The sequence below is a fragment of the Streptomyces lienomycini genome (assembly GCF_027947595.1).
Classification (GTDB): domain Bacteria; phylum Actinomycetota; class Actinomycetes; order Streptomycetales; family Streptomycetaceae; genus Streptomyces; species Streptomyces lienomycini.
Window position 1 is genome coordinate 227,335 of record NZ_CP116257.1, and the last position, 24,523, is coordinate 251,857.

The window sequence follows — 24,523 nt, forward strand, 5'->3', positions numbered from 1 at the left end:
CCGGATCATGTCAGCCCAGGGCTGACAGGCCCACGGCGGGCTTGCCACGCCCCTCCCCGCATGGGGGAGGATGGCCGGAATCCGTACGAAGGGAAATTCACGGTGAGCATCGACCCGTCCTCGATTCCGAACTTCGGGGGCAAGCAGCCCGAGCCGCAGCCCCAAGGACCGGCGGGCCCCGTCGTCCCGGATCAGGATCTTGTGAAGCAGCTCCTCGAACAGATGGAGCTGAAGTACGTCGTCGACGACGAGGGCGACCTCGCGGCGCCGTGGGAGCAGTTCCGTACGTACTTCATGTTCCGCGGCGAGGGGGACCAGCAGGTCTTCTCGGTGCGGACGTTCTACGACCGGCCCCACCAGATCGACGAGAAGCCCCAGCTGCTGGAGTCGGTCGACGACTGGAACCGGCGCACCCTGTGGCCCAAGGTGTACTCCCACACCCACGACGACGGCACGGTCCGCCTGATCGGCGAGGCGCAGATGCTGATCGGCATGGGCGTCAGCCTGGAGCACTTCGTCTCCTCGACGGTCAGCTGGGTCCGCGCCGCCATCGAGTTCGACCGGTGGCTCGTGGAGCAGCTCGGCCTGGAGCAGGACGTCAACGAGTCGGAGAAGCCGTCCGACGAGGACGGCAAGGACGGCGAGGACGGCGAGTAGCCCTCCCCCGCGGCACCACGCGCGAGAGCCCGGCCCCGGCGTTCCGGAGCCGGGCTCTCCCGTGTGCCGCCCCGCTCACCCCGCCAGGGCCCCCAGCCGCCGCACTGCCTCCTTCAGCACCGGCACCTGCTTGCAGAACGCGAACCGTACGAAGGGGGCGCCCGCCTCCCGGTGGTCGTAGAAGACCGCGTTGGGGACGGCGACGACACCGGCGCGCTCGGGCAGGGAACGGCAGAAGGCGAAGCCGTCGCTCTCGCCGAGCGGACGGATGTCGGTGGTGACGAAGTACGTCCCGGAGGGGCGGAACACGCCGAAGCCCGCCTCGGCCAGTCCCGTCGCCAGCAGGTCCCGCTTGGCCTCCATGTCCCGCCGGTAGGCGGCGAAGTACGACTCCGGCAGCGCGAGCGCCTCGGCGACCGCGTACTGGAAGGGCCCCGAGGCCACGTACGTCAGGTACTGCTTGGCCGAGCGGACCGCCGTGACCAGGGCGGGCGCGGCGGTGATCCAGCCGACCTTCCAGCCCGTGAACGAGAACGTCTTGCCGGCCGACCCGATGGTCACCGTGCGCTCGCGCATGCCCGGGAAGGACGCCGGCGGGATGTGCTCGGCGCCGTCGAAGACCAGGTGCTCGTACACCTCGTCGGTCACCACCAGCAGGTCCCGCTCCACGGCCAGCTCGGCGATCGCCGCCAGCTCGTCCCGGGTCAGGACCGTGCCCGTCGGGTTGTGCGGGGTGTTCAGCAGCAGCAGACGGGTGCGGTCGGTGACCGCGTCGCGCAGCTCGTCCAGGTCCAGCCGGAACGTGCCCTCGTGCGGGCGCAGCGTCACGGGCACGCGCGTACCGCCCGCCATCGCGATGCAGGCCGCGTACGAGTCGTAGTACGGCTCCAGGGCGACGACCTCGTCGCCGGGCTCCAGCAGGGCCAGCAGGGCGGCGGCGATGGCCTCCGTGGCGCCGGCGGTGACCAGCACCTCGGTGTCGGGATCGTAGGACAGGCCGTAGCGGCGCCGCTGGTGGTCGGCGACGGCGGCGCGCAGCTCCGGGACGCCGGGGCCCGGCGGGTACTGGTTGCCGCGCCCGTCGCGCAACGCCCGTACGGCGGCCTCCCGGACCTCCTCGGGGCCGTCGGTGTCCGGGAACCCCTGACCGAGGTTGATCGCCCCGGTCGTCACCGCCAGGGCGGACATCTCGGCGAAGATCGTCGTCCCGAACTCCGCGAGCCGGCGGTTCAGGAGGGGGCGGGCGCTGGAGCTCATCGAGGTCATGGCGGTCATCCTGCGCCGAGGATCGGGGGTTCCTCAACCCGCCGTCGGCCCCGGCCGCCCGCGCCGGCGCTCCGGGCACCCCCTCCGACGTGGGGTGGCCGGTCGACGGTCCTGGGCGTGGCCGGTCGACGGTCCTGGGCGTGGCCGGTCGACGTCCGTCGTCGTCGGCCGTCGTCGGCCCTGGCCGACCGCCCTCGCACGGCTCGGGCGCGGCTCCGCCCGGGCACCCCCCCCGGCGCCCCCGGCACCGGTCCTACTCCTCCGGCTCCCACGCGCGGAGCAGGTCGAACAGGCCCGCGTCCCCCTCGATCCGCACGGAGCCCGCCGGGATGCGGTCGTACACGAAGAGGACCAGCTCACCGGCCGTGCCGTGCACGGAGACGCCGGCCGCGTCCGGAACCCCGTCCTCGGCGGCGTCCGGCGTCGTGCCGGGCGCGGCGACACGGGTGCAGCGTGCCCCGTCGCCGTCGACCGTGAGGCGCCAGGAGCGGCCCTCGGCGGCGTGGAAGTCGAACGCGCTGGGCTCGTGCGGCCAGGCACTCGTCGTCGCGACGCAGGTCGACAGGAACTCCTCGACACCGTCGAGCGCCGCCTCGTCCGGCAGCGGCTCCGGGGCACCCACGGCGACCTGGGCGTCGTAGGTGTGCACCGTGAGCTGCTGGAGCTGGTGCCGGGCGACGGCGCCGCTGGTCCGCGGCGACTGGGACGAACCCCACCACGTCCAGCACCCGCGGTCCGGGCCGGCCTTCCGCAGCGCGTCCAGCAGCCGCTCCGTGGACTCCGCCAGCCAGGCCGACAGCGCCTCGCGCTCCCGGGGCGCGGCCGGGGCGCCCTCCGCCGCGGACTTGGCCTCGGCGGGCCCCGCGGCGACGGTGGCGGCCCAGTCGCGGCGCCCCTCGCCGATGTGCCGCGCCAGATCGAACAGCGTCCACTCGGGGCAGGTCGGCACCTGTACGTCGAGGTCGGGCGCGGAGGCGACCGCGGCGCGGAAGGCGCGCGACCGTTCGTCGATCAGCCGGAGCAGGACGGGGAACGCGAGTGTTGTCGTCACCCGGACTCTCTACCACCGTGTTCCGGCCGTCGGACAGCGATTTTCACGGCCGGGGCGGCGCGTGCACGGTCTTGTCGGAGGACCCTCAGAAGTTGCTCAACTCTGCTTTGCCGCGCGGCGCCGGTGGGCATCCCCCGTTCACGCAACGAGCTTCACGACGTGATCCATACGCAGCGAGGCATCCGACGGGGGATTGCTTCGGGGGACCTTCCGGGCACGGGCCCGGAAACGGAAGGAGGGTGGAGCCATGATCGCAGGCGTCATCCTGATCTTGGCCGCAGCCCTGTTGATCAGGCTGTTCGTGGTGGGCCGGCGTGCCCCCCGCCCCGTTCGGGCGAGGGGCGGCAGGAAGTCCGGCTGGACCGGCGGGGGCGGCGACAGCGGCGGAAGCGGCGGCAGTTGGTGGGCCGGGGACGGGGGCGGGGACGGCTCGTCCTCGGGCGGACACCACTCGGGCCACTCCTGCGGCGGCGGCTCTTCCTGCGGAGGCGGGTCGTCCTGCGGGGGAGGGGGCGGCGGATGCGGCGGAGGCAGCTGACACGGGGCAGCTGAGCTCCGGCCAGGGGGAAACGCATCCCCTCACGGGGCCCGCTCCTGGGGCCGGGTCCCGCGTCCCCACGAAGAGCGCCCGCCGGGCCGTGAACCCGGTGGGCGCTCCCACACACCGGCGCACGCCGTTCGGGCGGGGTGTGCGCCATGGTTGAACAGTTGAGCTGTGGAGCCCCCTGAGGGATGGAAACGCCACGAAGTTGGGTAAAAACGCTGTGGCGGCACCACAGTTCATGATTCCCTCTCCATCACCAACGCAGCTCCTCGGACGACCTGTTGACCCCCCTCCTGACCGGCCGACTGGGCTGAGCGGGCCGCATCCCCGGCAGTGACCGGGATGCGCAGGCCCCACACCTTCCTCTCCTTGTGTGCTTGCGGAGCCGATCCATGCTCACGACCCTGAAAACCGCCTACACCGACACGCGCGCCGCAGACCTGGCCTGGGCCCTCGGGCGTGAGCCCTTGCCCGCGCTCGCCTGTCTCGACGTCGAACTGACGGACGCGAAACTCCAGCTGAGGCTCCTGGGGGCCTCCCACCAAGTCCTGCTCGAGGAGGAGCGGGGCAGCTGCTCGGAGACGGTGGCGTGCATCCCCGGCAGCAGCACCCCCCTCCCGCTCGGCGTCGCCAAGCGGGTGGGCGACTGGGAGTACGAGTTCGCCGCCCGCGTGGAGGTGCTGACGCCGGGCTCCTTCGCCGGCCGCGCCCAGGAACTGCTCGCCCTGGTCGCCGACCACCCGCACGGGCTGGCCGGCGTCTTCCCCGGCAGTCCGCACGCCTTCACCGCACTGCTGGCCCAGCGGCACGAGGGGCAGGTCCTCTGGCGGACCTGGCACGCCTACCCGCAGGACGGCCAGCTGGTGGCGACCCGGACCCGGGTGGGCGTGCGCGTACCGGCGCCCCGGCTCGGCGCGTCCGTGGGGTGAGCGGTGAGAGGCGGATAAACCTGCGATGCCCGACAGGCCCCGAATTTCACACGTGTGGGTGACGAAGCGCAGTGCTGGAGTGACGTAACGTCACCCCGTGATCGAACCGCACGCCCCCGCCCCGCCCGGCTCCCCGCCGTCCTGGGGCGGCCCCTGCGGTCCCGAAGCGCCCGCGCGGCTGCCCGTCCGGCCGGCCGTCGGGCGCTTCCTGGTACTGGCCGGTGTGTTCGTGTGCGCGGCCTGCGGGCTCGTGTACGAGCTGGAACTCGTCGCGCTCGCCTCGTACCTGATCGGCGACTCCGTCACCCAGGCGTCCGTCGTCCTGTCCGTCATGGTCTTCGCGATGGGCCTCGGCTCGCTCGCCGCCAAACGGCTGCGCCGTCTCGCGGCGGCCGGCTTCGGCGCGCTCGAGGCCGCCCTCGCGCTCGTCGGCGGGTCCAGCGCGATGGCGCTGTACGCGGTCTTCGCCTGGACCGGTGGCTGGGGCGGCCTGTGGGCCGACGGCCCGCGCGTGCTGCTGGTCGCCTTCTCGCTCACGATCGGGGTGCTGATCGGCGCCGAGGTGCCGCTGCTCATGGAGCTGATCCAGCGCGTCCGCCGCCAGGACCCGGGCGGCGCCGTCGCCGACCTGTTCGCCGCGGACTACGTCGGCGCGCTCGTCGGCGGCCTCGCCTTCCCCTTCGTGCTGCTGCCCTTCCTCGGGCAGCTCACCGGCGCGCTCCTCACCGGCACCGTCAACGCGGTCGTCGGTGCCGCGCTGGTCCTCGGCCTGTTCCGGCGCGACCTGAGCCGCCGGGCCCGCTGGCTGCTGCTGACCGCCAACGCCGTCGTCCTCGCCCTGCTCGCCACGGCGACCGTCCTCGCCGACGACTTCGAGCGCGCCGCCCGGCATGCCGTCTACGGCCAGGACGTCCGCGTGGCGGTGCGCACCGACGTGCAGGAAGTGGTCCTCACCGGCGACACCGACGGCCGTCCCCTCGCCCTGTTCCTGGACGGGCGGCTGCGGGTCAGCGGCAGCGACGAGCGGCTGTACCACGAGGCGCTGGTGCACCCCGCCATGAGCGGCCCGCACGCGCGCGTGCTGATCCTCGGCGGCGGCGACGGCCTCGCCGTGCGGGAGGTGCTGCGCCATCTGGGCGTGCGCCGAGTCGACGTCCTGGTGCCCGACCCCGGGCTCGCCCGCCTGGCCCGGCGGGACCCGGGCCTGTCCGCCCTCAACGAGGACGCCTACGGCGACGCGCGCGTCCACGTGAGCACGGGGGACGCGTTCCACCGACTGCGCTCGACGCCCTCCGCGACGTACGACGTGGTGGTCTCGGACCTGCCCGACCCGGGCATGACGGCCAGTACGAAGCTGTACTCGCAGGAGTTCTACGGCCTCCTGCGGCGAGTGCTCGCCCCCGACGGGCGGCTGGCGGTCCACGCCGGGCCGGTCTCGGCACCTTCCCGGGACTTCTGGACGGTGGACGCCACCCTCCGCGCGGCCGGCCTGCCCGCCGTCGCCTACCGCGTCGGCGCCCGCGACGACGGTTCGGCGGCGGGCCCCGGAGGTCCGGCCGCCGAGCTTCGCGCCCCCGCGGCTGGGGGTTCCTCCTGGCCGCCCGTACGGCCCCCGTCCCGCGCCTCGACCCGGCGGCCCCCGCCCGCACACCCTCACGCCCGGGTCCCTGGCCCGGGCCGTCCGGGACGCCTCCCGTGCCCGGCTCCCCGGGCTGCCGCCCTCGACGCTGGTGCACCCGCGGTACTGAGCCCGGCCCCGGGTGCGGCGACCGCGATCCCCCCGTGCGGCGGCCCGGCCCTCCCCCGGGTACGGGACGGACCGCCACACCCCCCTGCGGATCGCTCGCACCGAGAACCTACGGCCGTCCCGACCGTCCCGGAATCCGGCGGTGGGTGGAGAGCGGAGCCCACCCGGCGCGGTAGACGCCCGGTTCCTGCAACTTCCGCGGTACGGCGGAAGGATGACGCCGACGCCGGGCGGCGGACCTACGCTGCGGGAATGCGCCTGCACCCCCTGGCGGCCGACGGTCTGATCGCCGCGGCGCTGACGACCGTTGCCGTACTGCTCGGCACCGAGGCCGTCACCCAGGGGTGGCCCGCGCTCGACCCCCTCGCCTGGACCCTCGTCGCCCTGCTGACCCTCCCCCTCGTCCTGCGCACCCGCGCCCCCGTCACCGTCTGCCTCGCCGTCCACGCCTGCTGGGCCGTCTACGTCACCCTCGGCTACTGGCCCGTCGTCGGCTCCTTCGGCCCCATGCTCGCCGTGTACACCGTCGCCTCCCTGCGTCCCACCCGCACCGCGGCCGCCTGCGCCGCCCTGCTCGCGGGGGTCTGGATCTACGCCGGGGCACTCAGCGGCACCGGGTCGATGGCCTCGGTGGTGGGGCAGGCCGTGGGCTTCCCGCTGGTGCTGTGCCGGTTCGGGTACGTGGCCCGCCGGACCGGTGAACTCACCCGCCGGCTCCGGGCCGAACAGGCCGACCGGGCCCGGCGCGAGGTCGCCGAGGAACGGGTGCGGATCGCCCGTGAACTGCACGACGTGGTCGCCCACCACATCGCCGTCATCAACGTCCAGGCCGGACTGGCCCGTTTCGTCTTCCACTCCGACACCCGCACCGCACGTGACGCCCTGGACACCATCGAGGGCGCCAGCGGCGAGGCCCTGGCCGAACTGCGCCGCATGCTCGGCCTGCTGCGTGCCGACGGCGTCCAGGGCGCGGACGGCGCTCCCGCGCCCGGCCTCGGACAGCTCGACGAGATGGTCACCCGGGTGCGCACCGGCGGAGTCGGTGTCGAGCTGACCGTCACGGGCACCCCGCGCCCCCTGCCGCCCGGCGTCCAGCTGTGCGTCTACCGGGTGGTGCAGGAGGCCCTCACCAACGTGCTCAAGCACGCGCCCGGCGCGGACGCCGCCGTGGAACTCGCCTACCGCGCGGGCGAGGTGGCGGTGTCGGTGACCGACGGCGGGGCGGCCGGGGGGACGGTTTTGGACACAATCGCCGAGCGGGGCGGACACGGCTTGATCGGCATGCGGGAGAGGGCCAAGCTCTACGGCGGGACGATCGTCGTCGGCCCGCGCAGCGAGGGGGGATTCGGCGTGCGCCTGACCCTGCCGACGCCGGTACAAGCCGCACGCCGGGGAGACGCCGTCCGGGAATGACCGACGCAGAACGCCCGATCCGACTGCTCGTCGTCGACGACCAGTTCCTCGTCCGCAGCGGCCTCGCCACCCTGCTGCGCGCCGCCCCCGGCATGGAGGTCGTCGGCGAGGCGGCCGACGGCACCGAAGCGGTGGCGCTGGCCGCGCGGACACGGCCCGACGTCGTCCTGATGGACATCCGCATGCCCGGCATGACCGGCATCCAGGCCACCGAGCGGATCCTGACCGAGGCGGTGGACCCCGCGCCCCGCGTCCTCGTCCTGACCACCTTCGACCTCGACGAGTACGTGTACGGCGCCCTGCGGGCCGGCGCCTCCGGCTTCCTGCTCAAGGACGCCGGCCCCGAACGGCTGCTGGCCGCGGTCACCGCGGTGCACGGCGGCGACGCGCTGTTCGCCCCCGCGGTCACGCGGCGCCTGGTGGAGGCGTTCACGCGGATGACGGACACGGGACGGACACGCCCCGCGGACGACGGCCCGCCGCCCGCGCTGACGACGCTGACCGGCCGCGAGACCGAGGTCCTGAAACTGGTGGCCGGCGGCCTGAGCAACGCCGAGGCCGCCGACAGCCTGTTCATCAGCGAGGCCACGGTGAAGACCCACCTCAACCGCACGATGACCAAGCTGGGCCTGACCAGCAGGGCCCAGGCGGTCGTCGTGGCGTACGAGACGGGACTGGTGACGCCGGGGAGCGCGGGCGCCGGGTGACTTTGTGCCGACCGGTGGGTGCGAGGGGCGCCCGCTGGGTAGGCTGCGCTGACATGGAGCATGAGGTGTTCGTTCCGGTTCCGGCCGAGCGGCTCAGGGACGTGCTGGCCGACCCCGCGCGGGTCGCCCGGGCGGTCCCGGGGCTCCAGCAGGACGCCGGTGCCGAGCCCGTCGCGGGCCGGCTGAAGGTGCGCATCGGCAGCCACTCCATCACCTACCGCGGCACCCTGCGCCTGTCCGCGCGCGAGGACGGCACGTACGCCGTCGACGGCGACGCCACCGAGTCCCGCGGCACCGGCACGGTCACGCTCGCCCTGACCCTGCGCACCGGCGACGCCGACGGCGGGTCCACCCTCACCTTCACGGGGACGGCCACCGCGGACGGCCGGGTCACGGAGCTGCCGCCGGAGTCGGTGGGGTCGGCCGCGACGCGGCTGCTCACCCGGTTCGCGGAGAACCTGGGCGCGGCGGCGCGGGCGGAGCAGGCACCCCCCGCCCAGAAGCCGGACACAGACACAGACACGGGCACGGACACGGAGCCCGAGACCCGGCACGCCACCGTCTTCGACACCGAGGTCCCCCCGTCCTCCCTCACGGACGACAGCGGGGAGCAGGACGAGGACGCGCCGGAGGAGGCCCTGCCGGGCACCGGGGACGTGCCGGGCACCGGGGAGGAGCCGGTCGTCCAGCCCCCCGCCGAGGCCGCGCACGCGCGCCGCACGATGATCGGCCGCAGCGCCGAGGAGGTGGACCACGCCCCGCCGCGCGGCCGGTACGCCCCGTGCCCGCGCCGCAGGCGAGCGCGGTCGGCGCCCCGCTGCGCTGGGCCGCACCCGCGGCGGCGCTGGCCGTGGCGTCGGCGATCGTGGTGGGCCGCGCGCTGCGCAGACGCCGCTGAACGCCCGCCGGCCGGGTGGGGCGCCCTTGATCGCCCCAGTAGGGTCGGGGGGTGAGCAACGAACCCATCACGCTGACCGCGGGTGACGCGGAGGCGACCGTGCTGCCGGGCAACGGCGGCCGGATCGGCGGGCTGCGCGTCGGCGGCACGGAACTGCTCCGCCAGGGCGAGCGCTACGGCTGCTTCCCGATGGTCCCCTGGTGCGGACGCATCCGCGACGGCCGCTTCAGCGACGGCGCCGCCGTCCACCGGATGCCGCTCAACTCCCCGCCGCACGCCATCCACGGCACTGCCCGCGACGCCGCCTGGCGCACCGCCCGCGTCACCGCGGACGAGGCCGTCATCACGTACGACCTGGCCGACCCCTGGCCCTACACCGGCCGCGTCACCCAGGTGATCGCCCTCGCCGAGGACGCGCTGACGCTGACGATGTCCGTGGAGACGTACGACTCGTCCTTCCCGGCGCAGGTCGGCTGGCACCCCTGGTTCAACCGCACCCTCGGCGGCGAGAACGGTGAGAACGGCGCGGACGTCGCGCTCGCCTTCGACCCGGCCTGGCAGGAGGAGCGCGGCGACGACCACCTGCCCACCGGCCACCGCGTCGAGCCGAAGCCCGGCCCCTGGGACGACTGCTTCGGCATGCCCGACGGCGTCGACGTCACCCTCACCTGGCCGGGGCGGCTGGAGCTGAAGGTGGCCAGCCGGGAGCAGTGGGTCGTGGTGTACGACGAGCAGGAGGCCGCCGTCTGCGTGGAACCGCAGACCGGGCCGCCCAACGGCCTGAACACCCTCCCGCGCCTGGTCACGCCCCTGGAGCCGCTGGAGGCCACGACGACCTGGTCCTGGCGCCGCCTCTAAGCTGGCGTACATGACGGATGTCAACGAAGTAGTGCCGCCAGGCACACGCGGCGAGCTGCTGCGGCAGATCAAGGACAAGGCCGTGGTGCACGGCAAGGTGACCCTCTCCTCGGGTCTGGAGGCCGACTACTACGTCGACCTGCGCCGCATCACCCTCGACGGCGAGGCCGCGCCCCTGGTCGGGCAGGTGCTCCTCGACCTGGCCGCGGACCTGGAGTTCGACGCGGTGGGCGGGCTCACCATGGGCGCCGACCCGGTCGCCGCGAGCATGCTGCACGCCGCCGCCGCGCGGGGCCGCAGGCTGGACGCGTTCGTCGTGCGCAAGGCCGCCAAGGCGCACGGGCTGCAGCGCCGCGTCGAGGGCCCGGAGATCAAGGGCCGCCGCGTCGTGGTCGTCGAGGACACCTCCACCACCGGAGGCTCCCCGCTCACCGCCGTCGAGGCCGTGCGCGAGGCCGGCGCCGAGGTGGTCGCCGTCCTGACGATCGTCGACCGGGCGACGGGCGCCGCGGAGAAGATCCAGGACGGCGCGGGAGTGCCGTACCGATACGCGTACGACAAGGACGAGCTGGGCCTGGACTGACACCAGGGGCACCAGGGAGGACCAGGGGCCGAGACGGGACCGGGGTCCGCTCGGGTATTCCCGTTCCGTCTGGAAGGATGGGGCCGACGATGACGTCGCCCCCCAGTCCTAGGTCAGGGCCATAAGCAACAACACGCCCACCCGCACATACAAGGAGCGGACAGATGCCCATCGCAACTCCCGAGGTCTACAACGAGATGCTGGACCGGGCGAAGGCAGGAAAGTTCGCCTACCCGGCCATCAACGTGACCTCCTCCCAGACGCTGCACGCGGCCCTGCGCGGCTTCGCCGAGGCGGAGAGCGACGGCATCATCCAGATGTCCACCGGCGGCGCCGAGTTCCTGGGCGGCCAGCACAACAAGGACATGGTGACCGGCGCCGTCGCCCTCGCCGAGTTCGCGCACATCGTCGCCGAGAAGTACGACGTCACCGTCGCCCTGCACACGGACCACTGCCCCAAGGACAAGCTCGACGGCTACGTCCGTCCGCTGCTGGCGGTCTCCGAGGAGCGCGTGAAGGCCGGCCGCAACCCGCTCTTCCAGTCGCACATGTGGGACGGTTCGGCCGAGACCCTGGCCGACAACCTCTCCGTCGCCCAGGAGCTGCTGGAGCGCGCCCGCGCCGCCAAGATCATCCTCGAGGTGGAGATCACCCCGACCGGCGGCGAGGAGGACGGCGTCTCCCACGAGATCAACGACTCCCTCTACACGACGGTCGACGACGCGGTCCGCACCGTCGAGGCCCTGGGCCTCGGTGAGAAGGGCCGCTACCTGCTCGCCGCGTCCTTCGGCAACGTGCACGGCGTGTACAAGCCGGGCAACGTCGTGCTCCGCCCCGAACTGCTCAAGGAGCTGAACGAGGGCATCGCGTCGAAGTACGGCCGGCCGGCCGGCAGCAAGCCGTTCGACTTCGTCTTCCACGGCGGTTCCGGCTCCTCCGCCGAGGAGATCGCGACCGCGCTGGAGAACGGCGTGGTCAAGATGAACATCGACACGGACACCCAGTACGCGTTCACGCGTCCCGTCGCCGACCACATGTTCAGCAACTACGACGGCGTCCTCAAGGTCGACGGCGAGGTCGGCAACAAGAAGACCTACGACCCGCGCACCTGGGGCAAGCTGGCCGAGGCCGGCATGGCCGCGCGCGTCGTCGAGGCCTGCGGTCACCTGCGGTCCGCCGGCACGAAGATCAAGTAGTTCTCCGGCGGTCACCCGACCGCGTCCACGAGCCCGGCGCCGCGCGCGCCGGGCTCGCTGTATACCTGGGGGCATGCCCGATGTCCGGCTGTCCTCACCGCAGGGCAAGTGGATCCTGCTGACCACCGTCCTCGGCTCCAGCATGGCCCTGCTGGACTCGACCGTCGTCAACGTCGCGCTGCCCCACATCGGCCGCGACCTCGGCGCGGACCTCGCGGCCCTGCAGTGGACCGTCAACGCCTACATGGTCACGCTGGCCGGGCTGATCCTCCTCGGCGGCGCCCTCGGCGACCGCTTCGGCCGCCGCCGGATCTTCGTCCTGGGCGTGCTGTGGTTCGCCGCCGCGTCCCTGCTGTGCGGTCTCGCCCCGAACGCCGGGGTCCTGATCGCGGCCCGCGCCCTCCAGGGCGTCGGCGGGGCACTCCTCACCCCGGGTTCGCTCGCGCTCATCCAGGCGTCCTTCCACGCCGACGACCGGGGCCGGGCGGTCGGCCTGTGGTCGGGGTTCGGGGGCGTCGGCGCGGCGGTGGGGCCGTTCCTCGGGGGCTGGCTGGTGGACGGCGCCGGCTGGCGCTGGGTGTTCCTGCTCAACGTCCCGCTGGCGCTGCTGTGCGCGCCGATCGCGCTGCGCCACGTACCGGAGTCCTCGGACGAGCGCGCCCACACGCGGTTCGACGTGGCCGGCGCGGTGCTGGGCGCCGCCGCCCTCGCGCTGCTCACCTACGCGCTGATCGAGGCCCGTACGGCGTCCTGGACGGTGGCGCTCAGCGCGGTGGCGGGGCTGGCGGCCGCGGTGGCCTTCGTCGTCGTCGAGCGGCGCGGCAAGGACCCGATGATGCCGCTGGACGTCTTCGCCTCCCGCCAGTTCACGGCGGTCAACGTGGTCACGCTGTGCGTGTACGCGGCCTTCGGCGGCTTCTTCTTCCTCGCCGCGCTGCAGTTCCAGGTCGCCGTCGGCTGGTCGGCCCTGGCCGCCGGTACGGCCCTGCTGCCGACCACCGTCCTGATGCTGCTGCTCTCCGCCCGTTCCGGTGAACTCGCCGAGCGTCTCGGTCCGCGGCTCCAGCTCACCGTCGGTCCGCTGCTCTGCGCGGCCGGGATGGTCCTGATGCTGCGGGTCGGTCCGGGCGCGTCCTACCTCGCTGACGTGCTGCCCGCCCTGGTGGTGCTCGGCCTCGGCATGGTCACGCTGGTCGCGCCGTTGACGGCGAGCGTGCTGGCCGCCGTGGACACCGCCCGCGCCGGTCTCGCCAGCGGCGTCAACAACGCGGCGGCCCGTGCGGCGGGGCTCGTCGCGGTCGCCGCGCTGCCGCTGCTCACCGGCATGGGGGAGGAGGCGTACCGGTCGCCGCGGGCGTTCGACGACGCGTTCGGACCGGCGATGCTGATCTGCGCGGGCGTCCTGGTGGCGGGTTCCGTGATCGCCTTCACGACGGTCCGACGTCCGGCCCCGGACTGCCCCCGCCCCGAGTGCCGCACCCACGGCTCGGTCCTGACACCCCCGCTGGAGGGGGAGCACACCACGTAGGAGGGCCCCGCTCCCAAGGGGCGCGGGGAACCGCGCACGGAAGGAAACGCGGGGCACCGCCCCGGCCGACGCCCCGGTGACGCCCTCAAGGGGCGCGGGGAACCGGGTGCTCAACCACAGCGCACCCGTACCCGGCAACGCGCCCCACCCCGCCGCACGGGTGGCCCCGCCCGGCCGCCTCCGGCGATACCGCAGACTTGTCCCATGGCCATTCACGAGAACCTCCTCGGGGGACCGCCCCCGACCCACCTCCCCGACGACCCCGGGCCGCGCGAGCTGCTCGCGGGCGGCACCTCGCCCACCGACGTCGCCGCGAAGTACCCGACGTCCTCGCTCGCCTGGGCCCGCCTGGCCGACGAGGCGTTCGAGCGGGGCGGCGTCGTGGAGTCGTACGCGTACGCCCGTACGGGCTACCACCGCGGCCTGGACGCCCTGCGCCGCAGCGGCTGGAAGGGGCACGGGCCGGTGCCCTGGGAGCACGAGCCGAACCGCGGCTTCCTGCGCGCCCTGCACGCCCTCGCCCGCGCCGCCCAGGCGATCGGCGAGAAGGAGGAGTACGAGCGCTGCAGCCAGTTCCTGAAGGACTCCTCGCCGTCCGCGGCCGAGGTGCTGGGCTGACCGTCTCTTCGAGACGCCGGGCCCGTCCGCCGTGCGCGGGCGGGCCTTGCGGTTTCCTGCGACCATTGCGGAGGATGCCGTTGGGGACCGGGGCCCCGTGCCGGTAACGGCAGGGCGGACCGCTACCCGTGCACATCAGGAGACAGCGATGTCCCACGAAGCCCCGAATCTCGACTTCGAGGGCAGCACGCCGTACGAGGACTACGTCAAGGCGGACGTGCTCACCCACCTCCAGCACACCCTCTCCGACGATCCCGGAGAGATGGTCTTCCTGGTCACGACCCAGGTCATGGAGCTGTGGTTCACCGTCATCGTCCACGAATGGGAGACCGCCGCCCGCGCCCTGCGCGAGGACCGGATCCAGGTGGCGACCGACGCGCTCAAGCGCTCGGTGCGGGAGCTGGAGGCGCTCAACGCCTCCTGGACCCCGCTGGCGCAGCTCACCCCGGCCCAGTTCAACTCCTACCGGTCCGCCCTCGGCGAGGGCTCCGGCTTCCAGTCGGCGATGTACCGCCGCCTGGAGTTCCTGCTCGGCGACAAGTCCGCGTCCATGCTCGTCCCGCACCGCGGCGCCCCCCGCGTCCACGCGGAACTGGAGAAGGCGCTGCACGAGCCGAGCCTGTACGACGAGGTGGTCCGGCTGCTCGCCCGGCTCGGGTACGACATCCCCGACGCCGTGCTCCAGCGGGACGTCACCCGGAAGTACGAGGCCGCCCCGGAGGTGGAGGCCGCCTGGACGGCCGTCTACTCCGGTGACCAGAACAGCGAGCCGGCCCGCCTCGGCGAGGCCCTCACCGACGTCGCCGAGCTGGTGTGGCGCTGGCGCAACGACCACCTGGTCGCCACCCGCCGCGCGATGGGCTCCAAGACGGGCACGGGCGGCTCGGCCGGGGTGGCCTGGCTGGAGAAGCGGGCCCGGAACAACGTGTTCCCCGAACTGTGGACGGCGCGGTCGTATGTCTGAGGCGATCTCTGAACGGACGGGCCTCGTGAGCGAGGCGGCGGAACTGGACGCCGCCGACGGGCTGGCCGCGGTGCGCGCGCGGTTCGTCCTCGACGACGTGACGTACCTCGACGGCAACTCGTTGGGCGCCCTCCCCGCGCACGTCCCCGCGCGCGTGGAGGACGTCGTACGGCGTCAGTGGGGTGAGCTGCGCATCCGGTCCTGGGAGGAGAGCGGCTGGTGGACGGCGCCCGAGCGGATCGGCGACCGGATCGCCCCGCTGGTCGGCGCGGCGCCGGGGCAGATCGTGGTGGGCGACTCCACGAGCGTCAACGTCTTCAAGGCGGTCGTCGCGGCGGTGCGCATGGCGCAGGAGGACGGTGCGGACGGGGGCCCCGTCCGGGACGAGATCCTGGTCGACGCCACCACCTTCCCCACGGACGGGTACGTCGCCGAGTCCGCGGCCCGGATGACGGGGTGCGCGCTGCGGCCCGTGAGCCCGGCCGAGGTCCCCGGCGCCCTGGGCGACCGCACCGCCGCGGTCCTCCTGAACCACGTCGACTACCGCACGGGCCGGCTGCACGACCTGCCCGCGCTCACGGCCGCCGTGCACGCGGCGGGGGCGTACGCCGTCTGGGACCTGTGCCACAGCGCGGGCGCGCTGCCGGTCGGGCTCGACGAGCACGGCGTCGACCTGGCGGTCGGCTGCACCTACAAGTACCTCAACGGCGGACCCGGCTCACCCGCCTACCTGTACGTCCGCGGCGATCTCCAGCACCGCTTCGACTCCCCGCTACCGGGCTGGAACTCGCACGCCGAGCCCTTCGGCATGCGGTCCGACTACGCGCCGGCCTCCGGCGCGGCGCGCGGCAGGGTCGGTACGCCGGACATCCTCTCCCTGCTCGCCCTGGAGGCGGCGCTGGACGTGTGGGACGAGGACGGGGTCTCGGTGACGGCGGTCCGGGCCAAGTCCCTGGCGCTGACCGACTTCTTCCTGCGCTGCGTCGAGGAGTGCGTCCCGGACGGCCGCGTGGAGTCCGTGACCCCCGCGGCGCACGCCGAGCGGGGCAGCCAGGTCGCGCTGCGCTGCCACGACGCCGGCGAGGTGATGAAGCGGCTGATCGAGCGCGGGGTGGTCGGGGACTTCCGGGCCCCGGACGTGCTGCGCTTCGGCTTCACCCCGCTGTACGTGGGTTTCGCGGACGTGGAGCGGGCGGCGCGGGTGCTGGCCGGGACGCTGGCCGGCTGAGTCGCGGGCCGGAACAGGGAGGTGGGGGCCGGACGAGTCGCCCGGCCCTCACCGTCCGGTCCTCACCGTCCGGCCCTCACCCAGCGTCACATCCCCGTGTCCGTGCACGTCACCGGCCTGATAACGTCCCGCCAACGGCCGATTTCATTCCCCGGGTCCGCCAACACCGTTTCGTCGCTGAGAGGTTGAGCATGCCGGACGCCGCCGCAGAACCGGGCACCGCTGCCGCGAGGGACGCGGCGGAAGAGAAATCGGCCTTCTCCCACCCGGCGGTCGAGCCCGACAGCACCGCCGGCTACGGCGACCATCCCGACCAGGTGATCGACTTCCACCTGCCGCGCGGTGCGGTCGGCCCGAGCGAGGCGGCTCCCGTGGTGGTGGTGCTGCACGGAGGCTCGTGGCGCGCTCCGTACGACCGGCGTCATATCAGCCCGTTCGCCGGCTTCCTGGCCCGCCGCGGCTTCGCCGTGGCCAGTGTGGAGTACCGGCGCGGCGCGGAAGGTTCTGCTGGCGACGGCGACGGCGACGGTTCGGGGGAGCCCGTCGCGGGGCGCTGGCCCGACACCTTCGACGACGTGGCCGCCGCGCTGGACGCACTGCCCGACCTGGTCCGGCGGCACCTGCCGGGGGCCGACGCGCGCCGTGTGGTGCTCACCGGCCACTCCGCCGGCGGCCACCTCGCCCTGTGGGCCGCCGCCCGGCACCTGCTGCCCGCCGACGCCCCGTGGCGGACCGACCGTCCGGCCCTCCTGCGCGGCGTGGTCGCCCTCGCGCCGATCGCCGACTTCGAGGTCGCCGACAAGCTCGGCGTGTGCGGTGGTGCGGCCCGGCAGTTCCTCGGCGACGGCGATCTGTTCTCCGAACGCCGGCCCTACGCGGACCCCGCTCTGCTGCTGCCCACCGGCATCGCGACGACCCTCGTGCAGGGCCGCGCCGACGTGGACGTTCCGCAGGCGGTCGCCGACGCGTACGCCGACGCGGCGGCGAAGGCGGGGGAGGTGGTGGGCGTGACCCTGCTGGAGGACGTCGGCCACTACCCGCTGATCGACCCGGCGGCGGACGCGTGCGCGGTGGTGGCGGAGGAGATCGCACAACTGGCTTGGTGAGCCGGGGGAGGGAGGGGGTGTTGTAAAAAGCGTGAACACTTCCCCCGATATTGTCCTCGGGCCGCTCAGATGAGAGGCGGTCGCCCCGCCGTGCGGCGGCACGTCGTACCCGTAATACCTGAGAGCTACCCCGCAGGTGAGTCCCCTGGCGGGACGCGGGTTACCCGGCCCAATTCATAACTTCCCTGTCAGACGCGCCCGATGGACGGGCGTGCGGGAGGGGAGAGGCCATGGGGCCCGGGACGACGGTACGTTGGCGGCGGCGCGTGGGCAGATGGCGCCGCACCGGTTGCGCCGCCCTCATCGCCGGTGCCGTGGTGCTCCCCCTCTCCGGCGCCGCGCGGCCCCAGATCCCCGCCCCGGCCCCCGCCGTGCTCGCCGCCCCGACGGCCGCCACGCTGGAGAAGACGTACGCCGCCAACCGGGCCAACGCGGCGCAGGCGTCCCGGATGGCCGCGGACCACGGCGACCGCCACCGCGCGGCGGCGGACCGTTCGATGGCCGACCCCTCCCGCCGTCTCCTCGCCTTCGACGGCCGGGGCGCCGGACTGGCCACCGAGGTCCTCGGCGACCTGGCGCACGCCGACCGCGTCGCCGTCCTGGTCCCGGGCTCCGACACCGGCCTCGACACCTACGGCCGCTTCCGCGCCGCCGCGCTCGCCCTGCACCGGCAGCTCGTCGCCGAGGCCCCCGCCGGGACCCGCACCGCCGTCGTGGCCTGGCTGGGCTACACGACGCCGGGCACCGTCAGCACCACGGTCGCCACGACCGGCCGTGCCGACCTGGCCGCCCCCGAGCTGCGCGACCTCGTCGACGACCTGCGCCGGATCACCGGGCCCGACACCCGTCTCGCCCTCCTCTGCCACTCCTACGGCTCGGTCGTCTGCGCCCGCGCCGCCGACGGCCTGGACGTCAGCGACATCGCCCTGGTCGGCAGCCCCGGCACGGGTGCCGACACGGCCGCCGGCCTGCACACCGACGCCCGGATATGGGCGGGGCGGGGAGCCGACGACTGGGTGGAGCACGTGCCGCACCTCAGCGCCGACCTGTTCGGCACCACCCTCGGCTTCGGCACCGATCCGACCAGCCCGGGCTTCGGCGCACGGGTCTTCGACACCGGCGACGGCGGCCACAGCGACTACTTCGACCCCGGATCCCCCTCCCTGACCAACCTGGCCCGGATCGCCCTGGGCGAGACCACCGAGGTGACCCATGACTGACCTGGCCCCCGCGCCCCCGCGCAGCCCCCTGCGCGAGGCCGCCGCCCGCATCGACGCGGCCACCCCCGAGGACCGGGACCGGGCCGTCGACGCCCTGCGCGCCCTCGCCATCCTCGGGGTCGTCCTCGGGCACTGGCTGGTGACCGCCCTGGTCGCCGACGGCAACACCCTGCACGCGGCCAGCCCGCTGGGGGACATGCCCCGGCTGGCCCCGGTCTCCTGGGCCCTCCAGACCCTCGCCGTGTTCTTCCTGGTCGGCGGTCATGCAGCCACCCGCGGATACGCTTCGGCCCGCGCCCGGGGCGACTCCTACGCCCGCTGGCTGACCGCCCGGCTGTCCCGGCTGTTCCGACCGGTCCTGGCCGTCCTCGGACTGTGGACGGCGACGGCGACTCTGCTGCTCCTGACGGGCGCGGAGTTCGTCACCGTGCACACGCTGGTGAAGCTGGCGCTGTCACCGATGTGGTTCCTGCTGGTCTTCGCCGCACTGACCGCGGCGACACCCTTGCTGGCCCGGCTGCACCCGCTGTGGCCGCTGGTCGTCGTCCTCCACATAGACCTCCTGCGCTTCGGGTTCGGCGCCCCGTCCTGGCTCGGCTGGATCAACCTGGCCGCCGGCTGGCTCGTCCCCTACTCCCTCGGTGCCGCCTGGACCCGTGGCGAGCTGGAGCACCGCCGCACGGGCTGGCTCCTGCTCGCCGGGGGCACGGCGGCGACCGCGGCGCTCGTCGCCTGGGCGGGCTACCCGGCGTCGATGGTCGGTGTCCCCGGCGCGTCGGTGTCGAACCTCAACCCGCCCACCCTGGCCGCCGTCACCTTCGGCCTGGCACAGTGCGGCCTCGCCCTGCTGCTGCGCGAGCGGCTGCGCCGTGCGATGCGGCGCCCCGTGGCCTGGGCCGCGGTCGCGGTGGTCAACCTCTCGGCGATGACGATCTTCCTCTGGCACCAGACCGCGCTGATGGCGACCACGGCCACCGGTCTCCTCGCGGGGCGGCTGCCCGGCCTGCACACGCGCCCCGACGATCTGGGCTGGGTCGCGGTACGGCTCGCCTGGCTCCCGGTGTTCGCGCTGGTCCTGACCGGCTGCTGGGCAGCCTTCCGCTCCTGCGAGCGCGGCCGCGGGCGTCGCCCCTCTCGGGTCGTGCGCACGCATCGTCCACAGGGCCGGACGAGTACGGCGGGTGCACGTCATGTCTAGGCTGGCTCCCGTGACGCGATGGGGGAAACGGCAGTGGGCCCGGTCACGGGTCCGGGCCGGGCACGTGATGCGCGTGCTGCACGACGACCTGTGGACCTGGCGGGCGGACCCGCTGCCGCCGTCGGTGTGGCTGCGCTGGTTCCCGCACGGGATCGTCCTCCTCGCCGCACTCGGTGTGCTGCTCGGAGACGCCGCCCAACTCGGGGACAACGGCGGGGTCGAACCGGGGTTCGCCTTCCTCCTCGCCGTCGCCCAGGCGGGCGCGATGGCGCTTGCGTTGTGGCGACCGGTCGCGGCGTGGTGGCTGTCGATGGCGGGCATGCTGGTGGGGGCCTTCGCCGTGCGGGCCGAGATGGTCCCGGGCGGCTACGAGTTCACCTGGCCGTGGACGGCCGCCGGGCTCATCGGACACCTCTTCGTGTTGCTCCTGCTCGCCCTGCGGGTGCGTACGCGCGTGTCCCTGGAGGCGCTGGCCCTGACCGCGCTCACCACCTACCTGGTGCAGGGCGTGGTGGGCGCGCCGAACTACCTCCCGACCGGTCAGCTCGCCGTCATCCTGTTCACGGTCGTCGTCGTCCTCGGCATCGCCCTGCGAGGCCGCCGGGAGGCCCGCACGGAACTCGCCGAGCAGACGTCCCTCACCGCCGAGGAGAGAGCCCGGCGCACCCTGCTGGAGGAGCGCGGCCGCATCGCACGCGAGCTGCACGACGTGGTCGCCCACCACATGTCGGTGATCTCCATCCAGGCCCAGGTCGCTCCCCTCCTCGTCGAGAACCCGCCGGACGAGCTGAAGGAAAACCTCGCCGGCATCCGGCAGAACGCGCTGGAGGCCCTCACCGAGCTGCGCCGGGTGCTGGGCGTACTGCGTTCCGAGCACCCGGACGTGCTGGAAGCGGCCGCGGGGGCCGAGGCGGCTCCGCACGCCCCGCAGCCCACGCTCGACCGGCTCGACGCGCTGGTGGAGAACACCCGGGCCGCAGGGCTGACCGTCACCACCGGCACGAGCGGGACACGCAGACCACTGCCGCCGGGAGTGGAGCTGTCGGCGTACCGGATCGTGCAGGAGGCGCTCAGCAACGTGCTGCGGCACGCGCCGGGCGCCAGTGCCCGGGTCCACCTCACCCACCTTCCGATCGGGCTGCGGGTGGAGGTCTCCAACACCCGCCCGACGCGCGCCCCGGCGCCCTCCCAGGGGGCGGGGCACGGGCTGCTCGGCATGCGGGAGCGGGTGGCGATGCTCGACGGCACGCTGACGGCCCACCCGATGCCGGACGGCGGCTACCAGGTGGCGGCGTTCCTGCCGTCCGACGGCCCCGACCTGCCCGCCGGGCTCTTCACCGGCCCTTCGGACCCTTCCCACCCTTCCGGTCCCGCCGACGCTTCCACGGCGCCCTTCACCGACCCGTCCACCGCCCCACCCACCGCCCCTTCCACCGAGGACGACACCCGATGACGACCAGCAGCAACGGCCGCGTGATCCGCGTGCTGATCGCCGACGACCAGCAGATGGTCCGGCAGGGTTTCAGCGTGCTGCTCAACACCCAGCCCGACATCGAGGTGATCGGGCAGGCGGTGGACGGCCTGGACGCCGTGGCCAAGGTCGCCGAGCTGGCGCCGGAGGTCGTCCTGATGGACATCCGCATGCCGGAGCTGGGCGGTATCGAGGCCACCCGGCGCATCACCGACAAGACCCCGGAGGTGAGAGTGCTGGTGCTGACCACCTTCGACCTCGACGAGTACGTGTACGAGGCGCTGCGGGCCGGGGCCTCCGGTTTCCTACTGAAGGACGCGTCCGCCGACCAGCTCGCCGAGGCGGTCCGGGTCGTGGCCGCCGGTGACGCCCTGCTCGCGCCGGGGATCACGCGGCGGCTGATCGCCGAGTTCTCCCGGCTGGGCGACCGCCCGCGCGCCCCGCTGAAGGCCCGCGTCGGCGAGCTGACCGAACGGGAGACGGAGGTGCTCGCCCTGATCGCGCAGGGCCTGTCCAACGCGGAGATCGCGCAGCGCCTGGTGGTCGCCGAGCAGACGGTGAAGACCCATGTGGGCCGGATCCTGGTTAAGCTCGGCCTCAGGGACCGGACGCAGGCGGCGGTGTTCGCGTGGGAGTCGGGGCTGGTGCGCCCCTCGGGCTACTGAGGAGCGACGCGCAGTGGCCCCCGTAGTACTTGAGACGGATGCCGGAGAACCCCTCTCCACGGGGACGACCGGCCACTCCCGGTCGGCCTACCGTGTGAGCGTGACCGAGACGACTCACCAGCAGCACGAGGGCGGGACCCGCAGCCAGGAGTACCGGCTGGTCCGGACGTCCCTGTGGGGACTGCGCCAGGACCTGTTCCACGACCCCTTCGCCTACCGCGTCCTGCCGCCCCGGCACACGGACGGCCCCGTCGTCCGCCGGCTGCCCGGCCGGCTGCGCTCGGACGCGCGGTACCTCCCGCACGCGGTGGTCGGAGCGACCGCGTTCATCGCCTTCGTCGTCGGCACGTTCTCGGGCGACCTGCCCGGCGGTGACGCCCCGGCCCTGCTGACCGGCATCCTGTGCGCCCTCCCGGTGCTCGCCACGCTGGTGCGGCCGATCGGCGCGTTCTGGATGTCCGTCGCCGTGACCCCGCTGGTCGCGCTCATCAACGGCTCCGGGTGGGACTGGCCGTGGATACCTGGCGCGTTCGTCTGCCACCTCACCGTGCTGATCGTCGTGGCGCTGCGCACCCGGCCCCGCACCGCCGTCTGGATGTGGGCCCTGACGTTCGCCTATGCCTTCCTCTCGGACGCCTTCTTCGGCGGGTCGTACTCCTACACGAACAGCGCGCCCATGACGGTGACGTCCGCGTTCGCCCTGCTCGTGGTCTGTCTCTGGCACATACGACAGACCGCCCGCAAGGAGGTGACCGCCCAGCAGACGGTCACGGCGCACGAACGCTCCCGCCGCACCCTGCTCGAGGAGCGCACCACCATCGCCCGCGAGCTGCACGACGTCGTCGCCCACCACATGTCGGTGGTCGCCATCCAGGCGGAGGCCGCGCCCTACCGGGTGGAGAATCCGCCGGAGGAGCTGGAGCGCGCCTTCGCCACCATCAGGGAGAACGCGGTGGCGGCGCTCACCGAGCTGCGCCGCGTCCTGGGCGTCGTCCGCGCGGAGGACTACGAGGCTCCGGACGCCCCGCAGCCGACCCTGGCCGACCTGGACGCCCTGCTCGCCAACGTGCGCGAGGCGGGCCTGCACGTCGACAAGGCGGTGACCGGTGCGGTGCGTGAGCTGCCGCCGGGCGTGGAGCTGTCGGCGTACCGGATCGTGCAGGAGGCGCTGAGCAACAGCCTGCGGCACGCACCGGGCGCGACGGCCCGCGTCGAGGTCTCCTACGTCCTGGGCGGCCTGGGCCTGCGCGTCGTCAACACCGCCGTCCCACCGAACACCCTGGTCAAGCCGTCGCCCGGCGCCGGGCACGGGATCACCGGCATGCGCGAGCGCGTCTCCATGCTGAACGGCGAGATGACGGCAGGACCGACGGACGACGGAGGGTACGAGGTGGCGGTGTTCCTGCCGGTCGCGGTGCAGACCGAGGGTGAAGCATGACGATCCGCGTACTGATCGCCGACGACCAGATGATGGTGCGCGAGGGCTTCTCGGTCCTGCTGAACGCGATGCCGGGCATCGAGGTCGTTGGTGAGGCGGTCAACGGCCGGGAGGCGGTGGCGAAGGTCCGCGAGCTCGCCCCGGACGTCGTCTTGATGGACATCCGCATGCCCGAGTTGAACGGCATCGAGGCGACGCGGGAGATCGTGGCGGCCGACGGTGCGGCGAAGGTGCTGGTGCTCACCACCTTCGATCTCGACGAGTACGTCTACCAGGCGCTGCGCGCCGGGGCGTCCGGCTTCCTCCTGAAGGACGCTTCGGCCCGCCAGCTCGCCGACGGCGTCCGGGTGGTGGCGTCCGGCGAGGCCCTCCTGGCCCCCTCGGTCACCAAGCGCCTCATCACCGAGTTCTCCAAGCTGTCCGACACCCCGCGCCTGATGCCCTCGGCCCAGGCGGCGTACGGCGACCTCACCGAGCGCGAGACGGAGGTCCTGGTCCTGATCGCGCAGGGCATGTCCAACTCGGAGATCGCCGAGCGGTTGGTGGTCGCCGAGTCGACGATCAAGACCCACGTCAGCCGCATCCTGGTGAAGCTGGGCCTGCGCGACCGTACCCAGGCGGCGGTCTTCGCCTACGAGGCGCGGCTGGTGACGCCGGGCTGAAGGGCGCCGAGTTCGCACCACACGTACTTGCCCCGGTTGCCGAACCGGGAGAGTGGCTGCCAGCCCCACAGGTCGGAGCAGGCTCTGACGAGGGCGAGCCCCCGGCCGCTCTCGTCGTCGGTCACGTCCGCCAACCGGGCGGGAGCGCCGGGCGGTTCGGGATCCGTGTCCCACGCCCCGAGCCGTAGCGTCCCCGGTGGCGACCAGCGCACCCGCAGTGCGGCGGGGCCCTTGGTGTGCAGCACGGCGTTGCCGATCAGCTCCGCCGCGAGGAGCTCCGCGACATCGACGAGGCGGATCAGTCCGTGCATGGTGAGGATCAGGCGCAGGGTGCGGCGACTGATCGTGACTGCGCGCGGGTCGTTGGGGATGTACAGGGAGTACTCCCAGGACTCGTCTTCGGGCATGCGGCAACTCCGTTCGGAGGAGGGGAGGGTGCGGCCTCCGGGCGGTGTCCATGCCGCATCCGTCATGGCAGGACGGTGCGGTGCGCTTCCGGTGCCCCGGTGTTCCGCAGCGTGTGCGTCGCGTCACCGACGGTAGAGGAGTAATTTCTCCTCACGCAAGCTGTTGTCA

General features: G+C 73.6%; 21 protein-coding genes and 2 pseudogenes. 20 read left to right on the plus strand and 3 right to left on the minus strand.

Features of this window, described 5'->3' with window-relative positions; translation table 11 throughout:
• Positions 1-102 precede the first annotated feature (102 nt).
• A complete protein-coding gene (locus tag BJ961_RS01100; protein ID WP_271319440.1) occupies positions 103-657 on the plus strand; it encodes a YbjN domain-containing protein in 555 nt (184 codons plus the stop codon).
• A gap of 75 nt (positions 658-732) precedes the next feature.
• On the opposite strand, the gene BJ961_RS01105 is transcribed toward BJ961_RS01100, so the two are convergent.
• Both BJ961_RS01105 and BJ961_RS01110 read right to left on the minus strand, forming a co-directional pair.
• Complete coding sequence (locus BJ961_RS01105; RefSeq protein ID WP_271319441.1) at positions 733-1,923, minus strand: pyridoxal phosphate-dependent aminotransferase; 1,191 nt, start codon at positions 1,921-1,923, stop codon at positions 733-735.
• Between the two features lie 253 nt (positions 1,924-2,176).
• The gene (locus tag BJ961_RS01110; RefSeq protein WP_271319442.1) at positions 2,177-2,974 is read right to left on the minus strand and encodes a maleylpyruvate isomerase family mycothiol-dependent enzyme; all 798 of its coding nucleotides are present in this window, start codon (positions 2,972-2,974) and stop codon (positions 2,177-2,179) included.
• A gap of 936 nt (positions 2,975-3,910) precedes the next feature.
• Between BJ961_RS01110 and BJ961_RS01115 the strand changes: the two genes are divergently transcribed.
• From BJ961_RS01115 to BJ961_RS01205, 19 genes and pseudogenes are all read left to right on the plus strand, one after another.
• Positions 3,911-4,447, plus strand: a complete 537-nt coding sequence (locus BJ961_RS01115) for a DUF2617 family protein (protein WP_271319443.1) — start codon at positions 3,911-3,913, stop codon at positions 4,445-4,447.
• A gap of 97 nt (positions 4,448-4,544) precedes the next feature.
• Positions 4,545-6,195, plus strand: a pseudogene (locus BJ961_RS01120) (polyamine aminopropyltransferase).
• A 251-nt stretch (positions 6,196-6,446) separates the two neighbouring features.
• The gene (locus tag BJ961_RS01125; protein WP_328658528.1) at positions 6,447-7,607 is read left to right on the plus strand and encodes a sensor histidine kinase; all 1,161 of its coding nucleotides are present in this window, start codon (positions 6,447-6,449) and stop codon (positions 7,605-7,607) included.
• Positions 7,604-8,314, plus strand: coding sequence for a response regulator (locus BJ961_RS01130; RefSeq protein WP_271319444.1), 711 nt, complete (start codon positions 7,604-7,606; stop codon positions 8,312-8,314). Before BJ961_RS01125 ends, BJ961_RS01130 begins: the two co-directional genes overlap by 4 nt.
• 53 nt (positions 8,315-8,367) lie before the next feature.
• Positions 8,368-9,212, plus strand: a pseudogene (locus BJ961_RS01135) (SRPBCC domain-containing protein).
• Between the two features lie 51 nt (positions 9,213-9,263).
• Complete coding sequence (locus BJ961_RS01140; protein ID WP_271319445.1) at positions 9,264-10,070, plus strand: aldose epimerase family protein; 807 nt, start codon at positions 9,264-9,266, stop codon at positions 10,068-10,070.
• Positions 10,071-10,080: 10 nt separating this feature from the next.
• The gene (gene pyrE, locus BJ961_RS01145) at positions 10,081-10,653 is read left to right on the plus strand and encodes an orotate phosphoribosyltransferase (RefSeq protein ID WP_271319446.1); all 573 of its coding nucleotides are present in this window, start codon (positions 10,081-10,083) and stop codon (positions 10,651-10,653) included.
• Positions 10,654-10,817: 164 nt separating this feature from the next.
• On the plus strand, positions 10,818-11,849 hold the full coding sequence (gene fbaA / locus BJ961_RS01150; RefSeq protein WP_271319447.1) for a class II fructose-bisphosphate aldolase: 1,032 nt from the start codon (positions 10,818-10,820) through the stop codon (positions 11,847-11,849).
• 73 nt (positions 11,850-11,922) lie between these two features.
• Complete coding sequence (locus BJ961_RS01155; protein ID WP_271319448.1) at positions 11,923-13,377, plus strand: MFS transporter; 1,455 nt, start codon at positions 11,923-11,925, stop codon at positions 13,375-13,377.
• 204 nt (positions 13,378-13,581) lie between these two features.
• Positions 13,582-13,995: a DUF3151 domain-containing protein gene (locus BJ961_RS01160; protein ID WP_271319449.1), complete on the plus strand. Its 414-nt coding sequence runs from the start codon at positions 13,582-13,584 to the stop codon at positions 13,993-13,995.
• A gap of 148 nt (positions 13,996-14,143) precedes the next feature.
• Complete coding sequence (locus tag BJ961_RS01165; protein WP_271319450.1) at positions 14,144-14,959, plus strand: tryptophan 2,3-dioxygenase family protein; 816 nt, start codon at positions 14,144-14,146, stop codon at positions 14,957-14,959.
• On the plus strand, positions 14,952-16,187 hold the full coding sequence (gene kynU / locus BJ961_RS01170; RefSeq protein ID WP_271319451.1) for a kynureninase: 1,236 nt from the start codon (positions 14,952-14,954) through the stop codon (positions 16,185-16,187). Before BJ961_RS01165 ends, kynU begins: the two co-directional genes overlap by 8 nt.
• A gap of 191 nt (positions 16,188-16,378) precedes the next feature.
• Complete coding sequence (locus BJ961_RS01175) at positions 16,379-17,293, plus strand: alpha/beta hydrolase (protein ID WP_271319452.1); 915 nt, start codon at positions 16,379-16,381, stop codon at positions 17,291-17,293.
• A gap of 230 nt (positions 17,294-17,523) precedes the next feature.
• Positions 17,524-18,513 (plus strand): alpha/beta hydrolase, encoded by a 990-nt coding sequence (locus BJ961_RS01180; RefSeq protein ID WP_271319453.1) that lies wholly within the window; start codon positions 17,524-17,526, stop codon positions 18,511-18,513.
• On the plus strand, positions 18,506-19,711 hold the full coding sequence (locus BJ961_RS01185; RefSeq protein WP_271319454.1) for an acyltransferase family protein: 1,206 nt from the start codon (positions 18,506-18,508) through the stop codon (positions 19,709-19,711). Before BJ961_RS01180 ends, BJ961_RS01185 begins: the two co-directional genes overlap by 8 nt.
• Entirely contained in the window at positions 19,704-21,164 is a 1,461-nt protein-coding gene (locus BJ961_RS01190) for a sensor histidine kinase (protein ID WP_271319455.1), read from the plus strand. The genes BJ961_RS01185 and BJ961_RS01190 overlap by 8 nt, the downstream gene beginning before the upstream one ends.
• Positions 21,161-21,847, plus strand: coding sequence for a response regulator (locus BJ961_RS01195; protein ID WP_271319456.1), 687 nt, complete (start codon positions 21,161-21,163; stop codon positions 21,845-21,847). Before BJ961_RS01190 ends, BJ961_RS01195 begins: the two co-directional genes overlap by 4 nt.
• A gap of 13 nt (positions 21,848-21,860) precedes the next feature.
• Positions 21,861-23,285, plus strand: coding sequence for a histidine kinase (locus BJ961_RS01200; protein WP_271319457.1), 1,425 nt, complete (start codon positions 21,861-21,863; stop codon positions 23,283-23,285).
• Positions 23,282-23,947 carry a response regulator gene (locus BJ961_RS01205; RefSeq protein WP_271319458.1) on the plus strand — a complete coding sequence of 222 codons (666 nt, stop codon included), beginning with the start codon at positions 23,282-23,284 and terminating at the stop codon, positions 23,945-23,947. The genes BJ961_RS01200 and BJ961_RS01205 overlap by 4 nt, the downstream gene beginning before the upstream one ends.
• Here the strand turns inward: BJ961_RS01205 and BJ961_RS01210 are convergent.
• Positions 23,917-24,354, minus strand: a complete 438-nt coding sequence (locus BJ961_RS01210) for an ATP-binding protein (protein WP_271319459.1) — start codon at positions 24,352-24,354, stop codon at positions 23,917-23,919. The genes BJ961_RS01205 and BJ961_RS01210 overlap by 31 nt on opposite strands.
• Positions 24,355-24,523 lie beyond the last annotated feature (169 nt).